At 45.9% G+C, this 17,027-nt stretch carries 11 protein-coding genes; 8 read left to right on the forward strand and 3 right to left on the reverse strand.

The genetic code is table 11. From position 1 onward, the window contains the following. Positions 1-450: 450 nt before the first annotated feature. The 8 genes from ACE1CM_RS27535 to glgA all read left to right on the forward strand — a co-directional run bounded on the left by ACE1CM_RS27535 (position 451) and on the right by glgA (position 9,352). Positions 451-645, forward strand: coding sequence for a type II toxin-antitoxin system HicB family antitoxin (locus ACE1CM_RS27535; RefSeq protein WP_374882046.1), 195 nt, complete (start codon positions 451-453; stop codon positions 643-645). 2 nt (positions 646-647) lie between these two features. After that, positions 648-860, forward strand: coding sequence for a type II toxin-antitoxin system HicA family toxin (locus ACE1CM_RS27540; RefSeq protein WP_374882047.1), 213 nt, complete (start codon positions 648-650; stop codon positions 858-860). A gap of 126 nt (positions 861-986) precedes the next feature. Beyond that, positions 987-2,945, forward strand: coding sequence for a tRNA uridine-5-carboxymethylaminomethyl(34) synthesis enzyme MnmG (gene mnmG / locus ACE1CM_RS27545; protein WP_374882048.1), 1,959 nt, complete (start codon positions 987-989; stop codon positions 2,943-2,945). Positions 2,946-3,068: 123 nt separating this feature from the next. Next, on the forward strand, positions 3,069-3,680 hold the full coding sequence (locus ACE1CM_RS27550) for a PH domain-containing protein (protein WP_374882049.1): 612 nt from the start codon (positions 3,069-3,071) through the stop codon (positions 3,678-3,680). Positions 3,681-3,929: 249 nt separating this feature from the next. Next, positions 3,930-5,270: an RNA-guided endonuclease InsQ/TnpB family protein gene (locus tag ACE1CM_RS27555; protein WP_374882050.1), complete on the forward strand. Its 1,341-nt coding sequence runs from the start codon at positions 3,930-3,932 to the stop codon at positions 5,268-5,270. A gap of 10 nt (positions 5,271-5,280) precedes the next feature. Then, the gene (locus ACE1CM_RS27560; RefSeq protein ID WP_374882051.1) at positions 5,281-6,981 is read left to right on the forward strand and encodes a type II secretion system protein N; all 1,701 of its coding nucleotides are present in this window, start codon (positions 5,281-5,283) and stop codon (positions 6,979-6,981) included. 146 nt (positions 6,982-7,127) lie between these two features. Then, complete coding sequence (locus ACE1CM_RS27565) at positions 7,128-7,703, forward strand: TIGR04376 family protein (RefSeq protein WP_374882052.1); 576 nt, start codon at positions 7,128-7,130, stop codon at positions 7,701-7,703. Between the two features lie 173 nt (positions 7,704-7,876). Further along, the gene (gene glgA, locus ACE1CM_RS27570) at positions 7,877-9,352 is read left to right on the forward strand and encodes a glycogen synthase GlgA (protein ID WP_374882053.1); all 1,476 of its coding nucleotides are present in this window, start codon (positions 7,877-7,879) and stop codon (positions 9,350-9,352) included. A 284-nt stretch (positions 9,353-9,636) separates the two neighbouring features. Here the strand turns inward: glgA and ACE1CM_RS27575 are convergent, their stop codons facing one another. Genes ACE1CM_RS27575 through ACE1CM_RS27585 form a run of 3 tightly spaced genes read right to left on the reverse strand, consistent with a single transcriptional unit; the run spans position 9,637 to position 16,877 of the window. After that, positions 9,637-14,793 carry a PAS domain S-box protein gene (locus ACE1CM_RS27575; RefSeq protein WP_374882054.1) on the reverse strand — a complete coding sequence of 1,719 codons (5,157 nt, stop codon included), beginning with the start codon at positions 14,791-14,793 and terminating at the stop codon, positions 9,637-9,639. Next, entirely contained in the window at positions 14,741-16,771 is a 2,031-nt protein-coding gene (locus tag ACE1CM_RS27580) for a response regulator (protein WP_374882055.1), read from the reverse strand. The genes ACE1CM_RS27575 and ACE1CM_RS27580 overlap by 53 nt, the downstream gene beginning before the upstream one ends. Next, positions 16,752-16,877: a hypothetical protein gene (locus ACE1CM_RS27585; RefSeq protein ID WP_374882056.1), complete on the reverse strand. Its 126-nt coding sequence runs from the start codon at positions 16,875-16,877 to the stop codon at positions 16,752-16,754. The genes ACE1CM_RS27580 and ACE1CM_RS27585 overlap by 20 nt, the downstream gene beginning before the upstream one ends. Positions 16,878-17,027: the final 150 nt, after the last annotated feature.

Here is a 17,027-nt window from a genome sequence, read left to right on the forward strand (position 1 = left end):
AAGACTCTCGATTGAGCATTGATTCAACGCCTTCTATGCAAGTAAAGATTTAATTAGAAGAGCGCCCTGATGCAGTTTAATCCTGTGGTTTGTGGCAGTGCTTTTACACCACTGTTAGCAGATTTGATTGCTTAATATCCACGATATTAGATTCACGGGCGTAGTGGTGACAACCGTATAATTACTTAAGCTATTTTTAAAGATTTTGAAAAGAGGCCGTGTTAATTCTAAGTTATCCGTATGTATAATTGTATTGATGGCGAGGTGTACCGAACTGCACGGGAAGTTATGGCGCGATATGCCAAAGGCACGCTAGCGCGATCGCAATACCGCGCGCCTAGTCGAGACTAACAACATCGAATTTACGAACCCACTGCGACAACAGTCGTAGGTTCCTGATAAATTCCTTTCTTCGGCGTATGCAGCAAACTAGAAACTGAGAATTTAGCTATGCGATACAAAGTAAAGTTAAAAAAATCGGATGAAGGATATGCCGTGTGGTGTCCAGCTTTGCCCGGTTGTTGGTCGCAGGGAGAAACAGAGGAAGAAGCTTTAGACAATATTAAGGATGCTATTCAAGCATACCTTGAAACGCTTGAGGAATTAACTCAGGATGCAGAATTTCGTTATGTGGAAGTTGGATAATTATGCCTAAGCTTCCAGGTATCAATCACTTACGAGCCGTTAATGCTTTTGAGAAAGCTGGTTTTAGGATTGTACGGCAAGGTAAGCACATCATAATGACAAATGGTGAACGAATTATTACCATTCCTAGAGCGAACCCAATCAATGCTTATACGATGGCTGGTATTGTTAGAGATGCTGGACTAACGATTGAGGAATTTCAGCAGCTTTTGTAATTTCAAGAAAGAAAGATTGTTGAACGGGTGGGATATGCATCCGGCACGAGTAGAGCGATCGCTTCAATGTCCAAAGGGGAACGGCTAAAATTAATCAAGAGTCCTTGCTGCATCTTGCCCTAACCCATGACCATGCACGCTCCAGTAGAATTTCAAGACGAATTTGATGTCATCGTAGTAGGTGCAGGTCACTCTGGCTGCGAAGCTGCACTCGCTACTGCACGACTCGGTTGTCGTACGCTGCTGCTGACACTAAATCTCGATAAAATTGCTTGGCAACCTTGTAACCCGGCGGTGGGTGGCCCAGCGAAGTCGCAATTAACCCACGAGGTAGATGCGCTGGGTGGGGAAATCGGGAAGATGAGCGATCGCACCTACCTACAAAAGCGGATTTTAAACTCTTCCAGAGGGCCTGCGGTTTGGGCGTTGCGCGCGCAGACGGATAAGCGCGAATACGCCGCTGTAATGAAGGGAATTGTCGAAAATCAGGAAAATCTCAGCATCCGCGAAAGCATGGTGACCGATTTGGTGCTGGGTACAAATGATGAGATTATCGGCGTCGAAACTTATTTTGGTGTGGGGTTTGGCTGCAAGGCTGTAATTCTGACAACTGGTACGTTTTTGGGCGGTAGAATTTGGGTGGGTAATAAATCCATGTCCGCTGGACGTGCGGGGGAATTCGCCGCTGTTGGTTTGACGGATACTTTAAATCGGCTGGGTTTTGAAACTGGACGCTTGAAGACGGGAACTCCGGCGCGGGTGGATAAGCGGTCTGTAGATTACAGTAAGATGGAACCCCAACCAGGGGATGCAGAGGTGCGCTGGTTCAGCTTCGACCCCTCTGTTTGGGTGGAAAGGGAACAAATGTGTTGCTATCTCACCCGCACTACCGCAGAAACTCACCGACTGATTCGGGAAAATTTGCACTTGTCGCCAGTATACGGCGGTTGGGTGGATGCGAAAGGGCCGCGTTATTGTCCCAGCATTGAAGATAAAATTGTCCGCTTTGCGGATAAGGAAAGCCACCAAATTTTTATCGAACCAGAAGGTCGAGATATTCCGGAATTGTATATCCAAGGGTTTTCTACTGGGTTGCCGGAAAATTTGCAGTTGCTTTTGCTGCGGAGTCTTCCCGGTATGGAAAACTGCGTCATGCTGCGTCCGGCTTATGCGGTTGAGTATGATTATTTACCCGCGACTCAGTGTTATCCCACAATGATGACTAAGAAAGTTCAAGGGTTGTTCTGTGCGGGGCAAATTAACGGTACTACTGGATACGAAGAAGCGGCGGCACAGGGAATCGTAGCCGGAATTAATGCGGCGCAGTTTGTGCGCGGACAGGAAATGGTAATCTTTCCCCGTGAAGAAAGTTACATCGGGACGCTGGTAGATGACCTGTGTACCAAAGATTTGCGCGAACCTTATCGAATGCTGACTTCGAGGTCAGAGTATCGGTTATTATTGCGGTCGGATAATGCGGATCAGAGACTAACGCCTTTGGGGCGGGAAATTGGGTTAATTGATGACCGACGGTGGGAATTGTATAGCCGGAAACAGGCGAATATTGCAGCGGAGAAAGAGCGGTTGCAACAGATGCGCGTAAAAGAGCATGATGAAGTGGGAATTGCGATCGCTAAAAACACCCAGCAAGCAATCAAAGGTTCGATTACCCTGGCAGAACTATTGCGCCGTCCCGGTTTCCACTATATTGATTTAGACCGATACAATTTGGGCAACCCCAACCTGGAACAGGCAGAAAAAGAAGGGGCAGAAATCGATATTAAATATTCTGGCTATATCCATCGCCAGCAACAGCAAATCGATTTAATTGCGCGTCAAGAGCATCGCAAACTGCCGCCAGACCTAGATTATGGGTCAATTTCCACCCTGTCGAAGGAATCCCGCGAAAAACTTGCCAAAGTAAGACCGCTGACAATTGGTCAAGCAGCGCGGATAGGAGGGGTGAATCCGGCAGATGTGAATGCTTTGATTGTATATTTAGAGCTGTGTAAGCGCAGCCTCTCCACAGCAGATCGTCCTGATGCAGAAGAGAAGGTGTATAAGGTTATAGCTGCTCAAAACTAAACTTTGGGGTGGCGGATGTAAAATTAAGACCGGGCGCGCGCGATCGCATTACTTGCTGCATCAAGCTTTAGTATGTTAGCGCGCGCAAAAGCACAATACAGTCAAGATAAAGGAAAATTTACAATGTTTAAGAAGTTAGCCGCAGAAACGCTGGGAATTAGCGATATAGGGACAATCGTCGCACCGGCAAATTACGACAAAGTAGATGCGGATGATTATTTGTTTCACGAAGATGGCGAGAAAATATTTTTCCTCATCAAATCAAAGAAAGATGAATATTGCTTTACAAACTTTGCCTTAATTCACGTTGATGGAGATTCGGCGGTTTCCAGCAAGCGGGTTGTCAAGCGTTATGAATACGCTGACCATAAAGTTTCAAATGTAGTAATTCAAACCGCAGGCACCATCGATTTGGATGTGGAATTGAAGTTTGGCTTAGAGGGAGGGGCTGAATTTATCATTAACGTAAATAAAAATTGCCTAGAAGGGCTGAAAGATATTTACAAAGCTTTAATTGCTATAAACAGAATTCAGAAAAAAGAAGAGATCGCCCTCAACAACGCCTACCATAGCCTGGAATTATTAAAATCAATGTATAAAATCGGTAACGTCGAGAGCGAGGAAGAAATTGTCAAGCATTTCAATGCTGCTTTCAGTAGCCTCAATGTCACGATATTAGACCGCTGCAACAAACGTAACTTTAGCGATGTGTTTGAAAAATACATTCGCGCATAAACCAAAGTTGAAGCCGCTCAACCAGCCTAACCTGCTGGCTAGCTTAAGTTTTGTATCAGCAGTTGCAGCGATCGCTTTTTTCAACATAATTCGCCAGGATTCCCCCATCCTCGCTCGCGAGTGAGCGTCCAGCTCACGATGCTCAGGTGGGGGAGGAATGGCTCGACGGCTCCGGTATGGAGCCGTCCAACACAATGCTTGCTTCTTACGACTGTGGTAACATAAGAGAAAGTCGTAAGACCAAGAACAATGTTGCAGTCCCTGACCGCCAAACTAAAACTCGTTGCAACTCCAGAGCAGAAAGAAATGCTCGCCCGTGCTTCTTTGGCTTATAGGGACGCTCTAAACTTTACTTCTTCTGTTGCTTACCAGATGGGTAAAACCTACAACGGGACTAAGATTCAGAAGGAAGTTTATTACACATTGCGGGAGGGGTTTAAACTCCCGTCGCAGATGGCTTGCAATGTTCCTCGACAAGTGGGAGCAACTTACAAGTCATTGCGAACAAAGTTGAAACAAAATGAGGAGGCTCTGATTGCAGGTCGCACAAAGAAGCGATACAAGGGACTGGATAAACCGCCCAAGTTTGTTTCTCGTACCTGCACGCTTAACTACCAACGTGATTACTCATTTGTGAAAGACCAGAAAGTAAGTGTCATCACTCTAGATGGTCGAATTAAAGTTAGTTATCAGGGCTACTCCAAACACTTGCAAATGATTCAGTCAGGAGTAGCCAAAATCGGAGCAGCAAAACTTTGGTACTCGAAATCCACTAAGACTTACTACTTGCTAGTGAGTATGTCCGTCGAAGTATCAGACTTAACGCCAACCGATATTAATCGAGTGATGGGTGTGGATGTTGGACAGCGATACATTGCTGTTGCAGCAGACACTCGAAACAAGACTCAGTTTTTCAGTGGCGCATATGTGAGACACAAAGCTTCTCGTTACGTCAGAGCGAGAAAGTCTTTGCAGCGTAAAGGCACCCGTAGCGCAACTCGTAGATTAGTTGCATTGTCAAGACGGGAGAGACGGTTTATCGCTGATACGAATCACTGCATTGCCAAGAAAGTCGTAACACCTAGAACCCTAATCGGACTGGAGAACTTAACCCATATTCGAGAACGGACAAAGCCCAAGAAAAAGGGGAAGAAAGCATCCAAAAAAAAACGCAAGGCTAACAGCAATAGGGCTAGATGGTCGTTTGCCGAATTACACGGCTTTATTGACTACAAGGCTGTGTTGTCTGGAAGTTTGGCGGTAAAGGTAGATGCTCATTACACCTCTTGTGCTTGTCCGTGCTGTGGTCATACATCTAAAGAGAATAGACCCAACAAGGGTTTAACTTTTGTGTGTCAGCAGTGTGGTTATACTCTCCATGCCGACTTAGTTGGGGCTAGGAATGTTGCACTTAGAGTGTTGCTCTCTCGGCAAAGCTGGGAGAGTACGGGGCGTTTTTCAGCCGTCCCTGATGTGTCGTCGGATGAAGGTAAAGCCGAACGCCTTTCGAGGTATTCGGAACTGCGCTGGACGGTAGATACAATCTCCACCCTCAACGAAACGAAGCCCTTTGAGGGCGAAGTGGAGTAGGGTGGAGTCGTTGAAAATAAGCCCTAAATTAGATTCAGCAACTTTCACTAGCGAGGGATATATGTCTTTAGATGTGAGGAATAGCCAAGTTGCCCTCAAGCCGTTGAGCGAAGATATTAAGAGCCAGCCTTGGTCAATGGAAGCCGCTGCTGACCGCTTAATGGATGATGTATTTGCAGAAGTTGACACGATGCTCAAAACTGGCGGCGAACTCAGAAGCGAACCTGCCGAACCAGAATATGTGACGATGCAGCAGATTGCGGTGCCTAGAATCAACATGCCACCGACGATGCAGGCGCGTCCACTAGAAGCAGAACCGCCCGCGCCTGAAAAAGCCGAAAAACCGGAAAAATCGGGGAAGTCGTTTGAAAAATTGCTATTGGTTGCGGCTTGTACTTCCTTGGGAATTACCTTGCTGTTGTGGCTGGCAAGTTCTGGTAGGTTGAATGGGTTGCTTGGGGGTGACGCGCCGTCAAAATCCGTGGCGCAGAAAACAGTATCGCCCGCAGATAGCCAGTTTATGGATTATATGCAGCGATCGCTCGACAGGTTGGACCAACAATCAGCAGCGCCTCAATCAGAAGCCGCCCCCCAAGCAGCACCCCAAGTCGCTAACGCTCAAATTCCGGTTCCCTTTCCCGGAACGCTGCCAGCCTTGTCGGATCGCCCCCAAAGCGTTCAGCGATTTTACATCCCATCTGCGCCACGAGTCCAGACCGTCTACATCGATCCTACTGTTGTACAGCCAGCGCCATCCCCCCAACCTAGTCCAGCACCAAGGAATCGTCCGGCTGCCCCAGCGGCTGCCTCTGGTGCTAACGCTGCGCGGGCGCGCGTTGCTGCCCCAGTGACCGCCGCTGGTGTTACCCTGGCACCAAGGACTCGCGTTGCTGCCCCAGTGACCGCCGCTGGTGCTAACCTGGCACCAAGGACTCCCGTTGCTGCCCCAGCGCTATCTCCCCAAGCTACCCCAGCGCCAAAGCCTCGCCCAGCCGCCCCATCCCCCATGTCTCGACCGGAGATCAAAACCTCCCGTCCCGCCATCCCAGTCCAAGGCCCTCAACCAAAGGCACTTGGGGTAAAACTAGGGCCACCATTGCCCCAGGAAATGGTTACCTCCCGTTCCCCCATCCCAGACCCGGTCCCACGGTCAACGGTAGCCTCGCGGAGCGCCCCCGCACCATCCCCCAGACCCTCGATAGCCGCGTGGCGTCCCGCTCCCGCTCCATCCCCATCCCCGAGAGAGACGGTAGCGGCGCGTCCCGCTGCCGCCCCATCGCCATCCCCGAGAGCGACGGTAGCAGCGCCTGCCGCCGCCCCATCGCCATCCCCGAGAGAGACGGTAGCAGCGCCTGCCGCCCCCGCCCCATCGCCATCCCCGAGAGCAACGGTAGCAGCGCGTCCCGCCGCGCCAGCACCGGCTTCTACCAGTGCAGCAACTCCTTCTGCAGTACAACCAACAAGGCGAGCCGAGTCTACCCAGGCAGCTGCGCCTCAACCTGCTATTCGGCACGTTCTCAGGGGGGTGTTCAAAGCAGAGGATAGCTCTAAAGATGCCGCCCTGTTTGAAGTCAACGGCGTGACGCGCCGGGTGAGTGTGGGCGAAAGCATTAGCTCTAGCGGATGGAGTTTGGTGGAAATCACCAACGGGGAAGCAGTTATCCGCCGCAACGGCGAAGTGCGATCGATTTACTCAGGACAAGAGTTCTAGTCGAGTGGGGGAAGCATAAAAGAGGGAAATAGTCAAGTGTTCGCGCGGTGGAAGGGAAATTCCGGCTACGACGCGATCGCTTGACCTATGATGAAAGTGAGCCAGCATGTGGCGATCGCTAACGACCAGCAGGGGAGTTGAAAGCTGTGAGTTTATTTGAAGATTTCAGCCGATTTTTAGAGACTCGCTTGGAAGAATTTATGCGGAAGAACCCGCATCTAGAATTACAAGCGCTAGAAGAACAGCTGCGGGAACAAGAAGAAGGCACCCTGCGACTGATTGCAGATTCACAGTTGCAAGAGAAAAAGCTACAAGATGAAATTCTCTCTACCGCTCAAGAAATCCAGCGCTGGCATATCCGGATAGAGAAAGCCAAAGCAGCTAATAGAATGGATTTGGTTAAACCTGCCGAAGAGTACGAAGCAACTTTACTGCGGAAAGGTAACCAGCTTTGGGGACAGATGCAAGGGATTAAAGCGCGAATCCAAAAAGCAAAGGAATTGCAGAATCAAATACAGCAAAGGCGGCAGGAAGTACGCACTAAAGCCGCTGAAGTTGCCGCAGCGCGATCCAACCCTAAAACCGAGCAAAGCGGGGAAACAGCTGGTTGGAACAAGAGTAATTATAAACCTTTCACCGGGCCAGATTCTTTGGAAGACAAATTTAAACGCTGGGAAGCGCAGGAAGAGTTAGACCAAATGAAGCGGAATATGGGGCGGTAAATGTGCAATTTTTATGCTAATGGCTAATGGCTAATGGGTAATGGTAAAAGCTACTACTCCAGGATTTACCTAAAAGCCCAACAACAAAATAAAGCCGCTGGGGTGTTTCTCATCTTTGCCAGAAAATTGTAATCTTTTTTAAAGATGAGGATTCTAATCGGTGAGGGGTCACAATGTACATCGTACAAATTGCGTCTGAATGCGCTCCAGTTATTAAAGCTGGAGGGTTGGGCGATGTTGTTTTTGGACTGAGTCGGGAGTTGCAGGTTCGGGGACATGCGGTAGAGATTATTCTACCAAAGTACGATTGCATGAGGTACGACCATATTTGGGGACTCCACGAAGCCTATCGCGATTTAGAAGTACCTTGGTTTAACGGGGCGATTCGCTGCGATGTCTATTGCGGCTGGGTACACGGACTGTTATGCTTTTTTATCGAACCCCGCTCTAGCGATAATTTCTTCAATCGGGGTTGTTATTACGGTTGCTTGGACGAACACATGCGCTTTGCTTTTTTTAGCAAGGCAGCTTTGGAATTTATGCTCAAAACGAACAAGCGTCCCGATGTGATTCACTGTCACGACTGGCAAACGGGTTTAGTTCCAGTCATGCTTTACGAGATTTATCAATATCACGGCATGGCGAATCAACGGGTATGTTACACGATTCACAACTTTAAACACCAGGGAATCGCAGGTGCAAATGTTCTCCACGCAACGGGGTTGAATAACGAGGCATACTACTACGACGAAAGCCGCCTTTTGGATAACAATGACAAGACGGCGATTAACTTTATGAAAGGGGGAATTGTTTACTCGAATTTTGTCAACACGGTTTCGCCCCACCATGCCTGGGAAGCTCGTTTTTCAGAAATTGGCTGTGGGTTGCAGCCCACCTTGGAAATCCACCAAAATAAGTTTGGCGGCGTTCTCAACGGCATTGATTATAATGTGTGGAATCCGGAAGTTGACTCGTACATTCCCCATCCCTATGGTGCGGATAATTTGAAGGGGAAAATGCTGAACAAAAAAGCTTTAAGGGAGCGTCTCTGGCTGGGTAATAGCGATAAGCCAATTATTTGCTATATCGGTCGTTTGGACGATCAAAAAGGCGTGCATCTGGTGCATCACGCGATTTATTACGCGCTGGGTAAAAAAGCGCAGTTTGTTTTGTTAGGCTCGGCTACAGAACCGGGTATTAATTCTTGGTTCCGCCATGAAAAAGACCACTTGAACGATAATCCGGACGTTCATATAGAGCTGGGTTTTAATGAAGAATTATCCCACTTAATTTATGCGGGAGCCGATATGATTGTCGTCCCCAGCAATTACGAACCTTGTGGGCTAACGCAAATGATTGGTTTGAAATACGGAACCGTGCCAATTGTGCGGGGAGTTGGCGGTCTTGTGAATACGGTTTTCGACCGGGATTATGACGCTGATAAGAAGGCTAAAGAACGCAATGGTTATGTATTCTATCAGACGGATAATCAGGCGATTGAATCGGCACTGGATCGGGCAATTAGTTTGTGGTATCGCCATCCCAAAGATTTTCGCCAATTGATCGATCAGGGGATGGAATGTGACTATTCTTGGAACAATCCGGGCGGTCAATATGTGGGGATTTACGACTATATTCGACACAAGTAAGAATTTCAGATTGCAGATTTCAGATTGCAGATTGAATTCAATCGGAAATCCGATCTAATCTCCGGCGGCATTGATATCAATTCCGTTGGCATCGGAATTATTTATCTCTCTCTTTTCTTCCTCTGCGTTCTCTGCGCCTGGAGCGGTTTTAATCATTCAGATGCAAACGGAAACGATATGATATTGGATAAAGACGGGGGGGTTTATAAGTTCGTAGCTTTGATGGTGCGTTACGTTTCGCTAACGCACCCTACATATAGAGACTGAAATCTGAAATCTAAAATCTAAAATTGCTCCAATGTTTGTTTAATTTGGGGAAATTCATCGATGGCTTTGTAGAGGTGTTCGATTTCAAAAGTTTCTAATGCTGTTTGCAGGGTTTGGGAATATTCGAGTAATAAAGAACATTGGTGTTCGGTTCCCCACTCCTGCAAGCGTTGGATAAATTTACGAATATCTCGCGTAATTAAGGACTGGCGAAGAAACTGCCATTGTGTTTCTTCTTGGCGGAGTTTTTCTAGCAGTTCTGGTAGGTTTTTTATTGTTTCTGAATTTGAGGATGGGGAGGTTGAGGGGACATCAGTTATCTTGTCGTTTGATAGGGCTGAATCTTGAGGGAAAAGGTTTTTGAACTGGGAAACTAATTCATAGCGGGTAACGGGTTTGCGTAAGAATCCTTGGCATAAAGAACTCACCTGTTGCTCTTGTTCAAAGGCAGCGGTAACGATAATAATCGGAATTGACTGGGTTTGAGGATTGTTTTTCAGAAAAAGTGCGGTTTTATAACCATCTAAATTCGGCATTCGCAAGTCTAGAAGAATCAAATCAAGATGGTAATGTTGCGACATATTAATCGCTTCTATTCCATCTTTTGCCATCAAGAGTGCGTGTTTTGTTCCGGCAAAATAGCCTTGGATTAAGTTGCGGTTGGATGGGACATCATCTACTACTAAAATTGTCATTGTTGGAAATTGATTTAGGTTGCAGTATAATTCGGGTTGGGCGGATGGATTGCAAGGTGAAGCAGCGCAACTTATGTCTGGGAAAATGAAGCGGAAGGTGCTACCTTTACCTAATTCGCTTTGTAATTGAACGGTTCCGCCCATCATTTCTGTGAGGCGCTTGGTGATGGCGAGTCCTAATCCCGTCCCGCCGTATTTGCGATCGCTTTGTCCTTCGGCTTGAATAAAAGCATCAAAAATCCGTTCCTGTTGTTCGGGAGCAATGCCAATTCCCGTATCTTCGATGACGAGTTCTAGTTGGATTTTGCCTCGTTCCCAGGCAGGAGCCTGGGAATGGGGATTTTCGATTGTTTGGCTTTTAAGGGTAATTTTTACATAGCCAGTTTCGGTGAATTTGAGGGCGTTACCAACAACGTTAAACAGGATTTGGCGCAGGCGAACTTCATCGAAAATGATGCTGGGGGGTAAATTTGGCTCGATCTCGGTGAGGATAGCTAAATTTTTTTCGGTAGCTTTTTGGGAAAAAATCTGCATTATTTCGTTAATTAAAACTTTCAGATTAAGCGGTTCGTAGCGCAGTTGCAGTTTTCCTGATTCGATTTTGGAGAGGTCGAGGATATCGTTAATTAGGGCAAGTAAAGTTTTACCGCTAGAAGAAATTGCATTCAAATAAAAACGCGACTGCGCCTCTGTTACTAAGTCTTGTAGCAAATGGCTAAAACCGAGAATCGCATTCATCGGGGTGCGAATTTCGTGACTCATATTTGCCAGGAATTCGCTTTTGGCACGATTGGCGGCTTCGGCTTTTTCTTTGGCTTGAGCTAGTTCGGCTTCTGCAAGTTTGCGCGAGCTAATATCCATCACAATCCCGTGCCAACAAATATCGCCGTTTTCTCGTCGTTCGGGTTGAGAGTTTGCTTGCAACCACTTGATTTTTCCAGAGGGGGTGATAATGCGCCACTCATGCTGGAACCTGTCTAAAGTCTTGACATTGCGCGCGATAGCAATATCATAAGCAGATCGATCCTCTGGATGGATTTGAGCAAAGAGGATTGCTGCATCTTCAAAAACTTGCTCGGCGGTAACCTCGTGAATTTCCTCAACCGCTCGATTGATATATTCACATTCAAAAGAATTGTCTGGATGCATTACCGCCGAGAACATCAATCCTGGTGTAGCTGCTGCCAGGTTTTGCAGTTGATTTTGACGTTGCTGCAAGGCTGCTTCGGCGCGTTTTTTGTCGCTAATATCGCGACAGACACAGATCAGTCCCCCTCCTTCCACCAAGGTGAGAGAAACTTCTTCTGCGAATGTAGTACCATCCTTTTTTTTAGCAGTGGCTTCTCCTTGCCAACACTTCTGTTCCAACAGGATGGGAAAAACATCGCGATCAAATCGACTAATTTCTTCCGGATAGTAGAGTTCTTTCCAGGTTGTGCCAATTAGTTCGCTGGCGTCACTGTAGCCAAATATAGTGACATGGGCTTTATTCAGATAGGTGTATTCACTATTTTGATTGAGAATAGCAATACCTTCTGTAGCGGCTTCGATCACTGCTAAATGGTTTTGCAGAGTTATTTGTGCTTGTTTGCGTTCGCTAATATCCAGGGTAGTACCAAACAGACGAACCATCTCCCCTCTCTCGTTTAAGATAGGTTCCCCTCTCGTTTCGATGTAACGGATCGATCCATCTGGTCGGATAATGCGTATATCTGCCTCAAAAGGTTGTCCGGCAATGGCTTTCTCGGAGACTTGTTTGAAATAGATTTCCCGATCGTCAGGATGAATATAATTGATTTGTTCATCCACTTGAGGTGCCATTTGACTGGAGTCAAAACCGTGAATGCGATAAAGTTCTTCACTCCAAGTCGTTGTTTCGGTGGCGACATCGTACTCCCAACTGCCGATGTGGGCAATCCTTTGGGCTTCTTGCAGTTTGGCTTCGATTTGCTTGCGCTCGCTTATTTCCACCACAACAACTCCTAGATAAGACGCCTTTCCATCTGGGTCGAAAATCGGGAAAGAAGACACTAACCAGTGACGGAAAATACCCGGTTGACTGGGAATTTCACCGCTCATTTCTTGGTTGATAATCGCAACGCCTGTATCGAGTACCTGTTGATGTATTGGTTCTATTACAGCTGCCAAATCCGGCAGAAGCTCGCCCATTGTTTTACCAATATGCGCGGCGACGGGTAGTCCGTTAATATCTGCCATCACTTGATTAATTTGGACGCACCGCAATTGCCGATCTCGGATCAGCATTCCGATAGGAGCAGCGGCGAAGAAAGCATTGAGTTGCGCTTCTCTCAGCGCGATTTCTCGTTCTAAAACTTTGCGCGAGCTAATATCTTGAATTTGGGCAATACAATACAGCGGTTGTTTTTCTTCATCCCGCACTAGGGATACAGATACAAGAACCCAAACAATATGACCTTGTTTGTGGAAATATCGCTTTTCCCTTTGGTAGGTGCGAATTTCCCCCGCCAGCATTTGCCGCATGTATTCCCAGTCTGTTTCTAAATCATCAGCATGGGTGATATGCGGGCAGGTCAAAGTTAATAATTCTGCTTCGCTGTATCCCACGATTTGGCAAAGCGAGGGATTGACCTTCAACCAGCGTCCATCGAGGGCGACTAATGCCACCCCAATTGCTGCATCCTCAAACGAACGTCGAAATCTATCTTCGCTCTTTTGTAGTGCTTTGGTGCGCTCGCTCACCTCACGTTCTAACTCGCGTTCGTAGTTTTTCCGTAACTGTTCGATTTGCTGGCGATCGCTGATATCAGAAAATGTAGTAATCGCGTAAATAACATTACCCGATTTGTCGAATACGGGAATGCTACGCACTTCTAAAGGAATAATCTTGCCATCGGTTCGATGAATTTCTATATCTTCTGTAAAGACACTTTCTCCTTTTAAAGCGCGTAAGTTTGGCAATTGTTCGATGGGATAAAGTTGGTCGGTGCCAGCAATGTAAACTTGGGAGTTTGAGGATATATTTTCGGGAAATATATCAGTGATGTCTCGACCAATAATTTCAATTCCGGATCGATTTATCCCCTCGATGCGACCGCTGTCATTATGAATTGATATGCCTACGGGAATGCTCTCGAAAAATTTGGCTAATCTTGCTTCGCTTTTGCTGAGTGATTGGAATATGGCTTTGAGTTGATCTGCCATCTGATTAAACGATGTGGCTAACTCGCCTAATTCATCTGCCCGGTTGATATTTACGTGGTTATCCCACTGACCGATTGCTATTTCTTTCGCTGCATTGTTGAGGCGTATAATCGGTTTTGTCACCCAATTAGCGGTAATAATGCCAATAATAATTGACCCTAATGTAGCCGCAATACACAGCACAATCGTGGTGTGATTATTGGCATTAATTTTATCCATAAAGTCTGATTCGGGAACAACCACCACAATCAGCCAATCCAAACCTAACCGATCTCGCCAAGGCGTGACATGGATAAATTGGCGTTCAGAATCAATTTTAAAATCCAGCTTTTGGTTTCTATCAATTTTGCTCAGGTTACCAAAATGGTCTGTTAAATACTGAGTCGTCAATCGAATTAAAGCATCTTTACTATCGATTGCCTTGATTCTCTTTGCTTTGCCGTTAACTACTCTAAACGGTCGTTCCCCTGTGGAATTGGCTACCAGAAAGCCGTTACGTTCTAATATAAAAGTCTTTCCCGATCGACTCACTTTTAGGCGAGCAATAAACTTACTCATCTGAGAAAGAAGATGGTCAATGCTAAGAACGCCGCTAATTTTTTTCGTTTTGTTGTAGATGGGATAGCTAGCAGAAATAGAGATTACATCCGGCTGATCTTGCCATTGATAAATTTGACTCCAGATAGGTTTACCCGCTTTTACCGCATCGGTATACCAAGCTTCCTGGCGCGGTTCCCAGTCTTTAACTGCTAGAAGTTTAGTGCGATTTCCCTGCTTGTCTGTGGCATAGATGTAAAGTTTACCAGGTTTAGATCGAGAAACTTGATTGATTAACAAGCTGCCATTTTCTAGGCGTTCAACTCCGATAAATTCTCCTTGCGTATTGCCAAAGGAAATATAGCCGACATCAAACACCTGCATTTGTTTCCAAAAGTAGCGCCCCGTGGTTTCAAAGTCAGAGGTGTTCAACAGTCCTAACTCGATCGCACTCGCATTAATTTGATTAATTTGATGAGGGAGCGAGAGAAAATCGTCGAGTTGGTGAGCGATGCGATCGCTTATTTCCTGCCGTAATTTTAAAGCCAGTTCGTTGACATCTTGTTGCCCATTTTTAAACGCGAGATACCCCACCAACCCCACGGTGCTAATTAGTTGCACCACAAAGGGGACAATGAAGACGGTTCGCAGTGGCAGTTTATTCAAGGCTTTATTCAACAATAAAATAAAATTGTTATAATGGCTTTTATTCAGTTTGGGCGGGTTTAATTTTAGCGATCGCTTCCAATATTTTGTCATATTGAAAGTTGTCTGTGTAACTTATCAGCACCTTTGCTAACTCGGTTTCTTGGTTTTCAATTTGGGCAATCACCCGATAGATAGCTTGATCGTCCAAAGCTATAGCGGATGCTTCTAACGCGGTCAGCCATGAGTATGGTAGGTTTTGCATAGCCGATAAATTTAGAGTGGAGTCACCCCCGGTGGATTTATCCGTTCCGCTTTGTTCGTAAAGAAAACGCACCCCTAAATATTGTATTATTTTGTCAAATATAACCCAATCTACAAAAGGTTTGTGGATGATATCATCGCACCCAGACGACAATATATCTGGTTTTTGTTCCTCAAATACACTAGCAGTTATGGCGATAATAACTGTGGCTTGACCTTTTAAAGTTGCTTTAATTTCTTTGGTGGCTTCGTAGCCATTCATCACCGGCATCAGCATATCCATAAAAATCAAATGCGGCTCAAATTTTTCCCAAATTTCAATCGCTTCTCGACCATTTTCTGCGACTCGAACCTCAAACCCCACTTGGGAAAGCATTTGGATCAATAGTTCGCGGTTACTCAGTTTATCGTCTACGACTAAAATTCGGTAACGGCGTTGGTTGGGTGCGAGGCCAATCACGCGATTAAGCGGTAATTTACATTGATTATTTGCCAAAGTTTCAATTGGGGTGACTGGGATTTGGAATTTAAAAGTTGTTCCCACATTTACTTGAGAATTTACAGCCAGATTGCCGCCTAAAAGTTCTATGTATCTCTGGCTAATTGTTAATCCTAAACCCGTTCCTTCCCCAGCGTCAATCCCCGCTTTGCTTTGCACAAATGGTTGGAAAATTTTATTGATTTCTTCGGGATAAATTCCCACGCCTGTATCGGAAATTTCAAATTGAAGCGTCAGTTGTCCGCTGGGAAGAGGACGGGGTGACAAGGGAGAGCGGTGACGCGGTGATGTTTGAATTTGAATACTCTCCGCGTCTGGTTGTCTCCACGTCCCCTTGTCTTCTTCTGCCGCGTCTTCTTGGTCAATTGTCAATGATTCTTTGCTACTGACTACTGATGCTCGTAGCATGACACTTCCCGATTTAGTAAACTTAATTGCATTGCCGATTAAGTTAATTAAGACTTGACGGAGTTTTAAGCGATCGCTCACAATCAACTGGGGAAGATGGGGAGACATCACAAAATCTAAATCCAACCCTTTTTCAATAGCTCTGAGTCGGAACATCTCTTCTATTTCCAACAGCATATTTGACAAATTGAAGTCAGTATTGTTAACCGTTATCCGTCCCGCTTCAATTTTGGATAAATTTAAAATGTCGTTGATTAAATTGAGTAAGTGTTCTCCACTCCTACGGATAATATTCAAATTTTTTTGTTGTTCCAATGTCAGGTTAGAACTGTTCTGCATCAGTTGGGTAAAGCCAAAAATCGCGTTAAGGGGAGTCCGCAATTCGTGACTCATATTAGCCAAAAATGCACTTTTAAAGCGGTTAGCTGCTTCCGCTGCTTGTTTTGCATCCTGCAATTTTTCTTCCGTGCGGCGGTGCGCCTCAATTTCTGCTTGGAGTTGTTGATTTTGCTCTTCTATTTGTTTTTTCAACCTTTGGTTAGTCAGTTGAGTTTCAATTCTGATCAGAACTTCTTCCGGACGAAACGGTTTAGTGATGTAGTCTGCTGCGCCTGTTTTAAAAGCTTCCAGCAAATTGTCTATTTCGTTGCTTGCCGTCAGAAAAATAATCGGAATCTGGCAAAAATATGCGTCGGTTTTTAATTTTTTACAAACTGCTATCCCGTTCATCCCTGGCATCATCAAGTCGAGTAAAATCAGGTCGGGATGGGCAGTCTTAACCCGCTCTAAAGCTTGCTCTCCGCTAGTGGCAAAAGTAGTTTCGTACCCTGCCTGCTCCAGCATCTTGCCCATCACTTGCAGATTTTGAACCACATCGTCAACGATTAAAATTAAGCAGTCTTCAGGGTGGAAAGGTTTCATCTTGTACTTCATTTGGAGGCATGGGTGGATTGGGCGATGGCAATATATCTTTCTCTATATAAGCTAAACTGAGACTTGGAAAACCATAATAGTTATTTTCTCTCATAAAACATTTGTTTTCACTTTAATATGCAAACAGCCCCCTTGTATCCCCCCAACTTCAGTCGGCGGATGGGTTAATCTTTAAAGGTAAATCCTAAATGTGCATTTCTTGTGCAGAAATAAACTCTTTAATAAAAAATTAATAAATCTTATC

The sequence above is a fragment of the Microseira sp. BLCC-F43 genome (assembly GCF_041929235.1).
Lineage (GTDB): Bacteria > Cyanobacteriota > Cyanobacteriia > Cyanobacteriales > Aerosakkonemataceae > Microseira.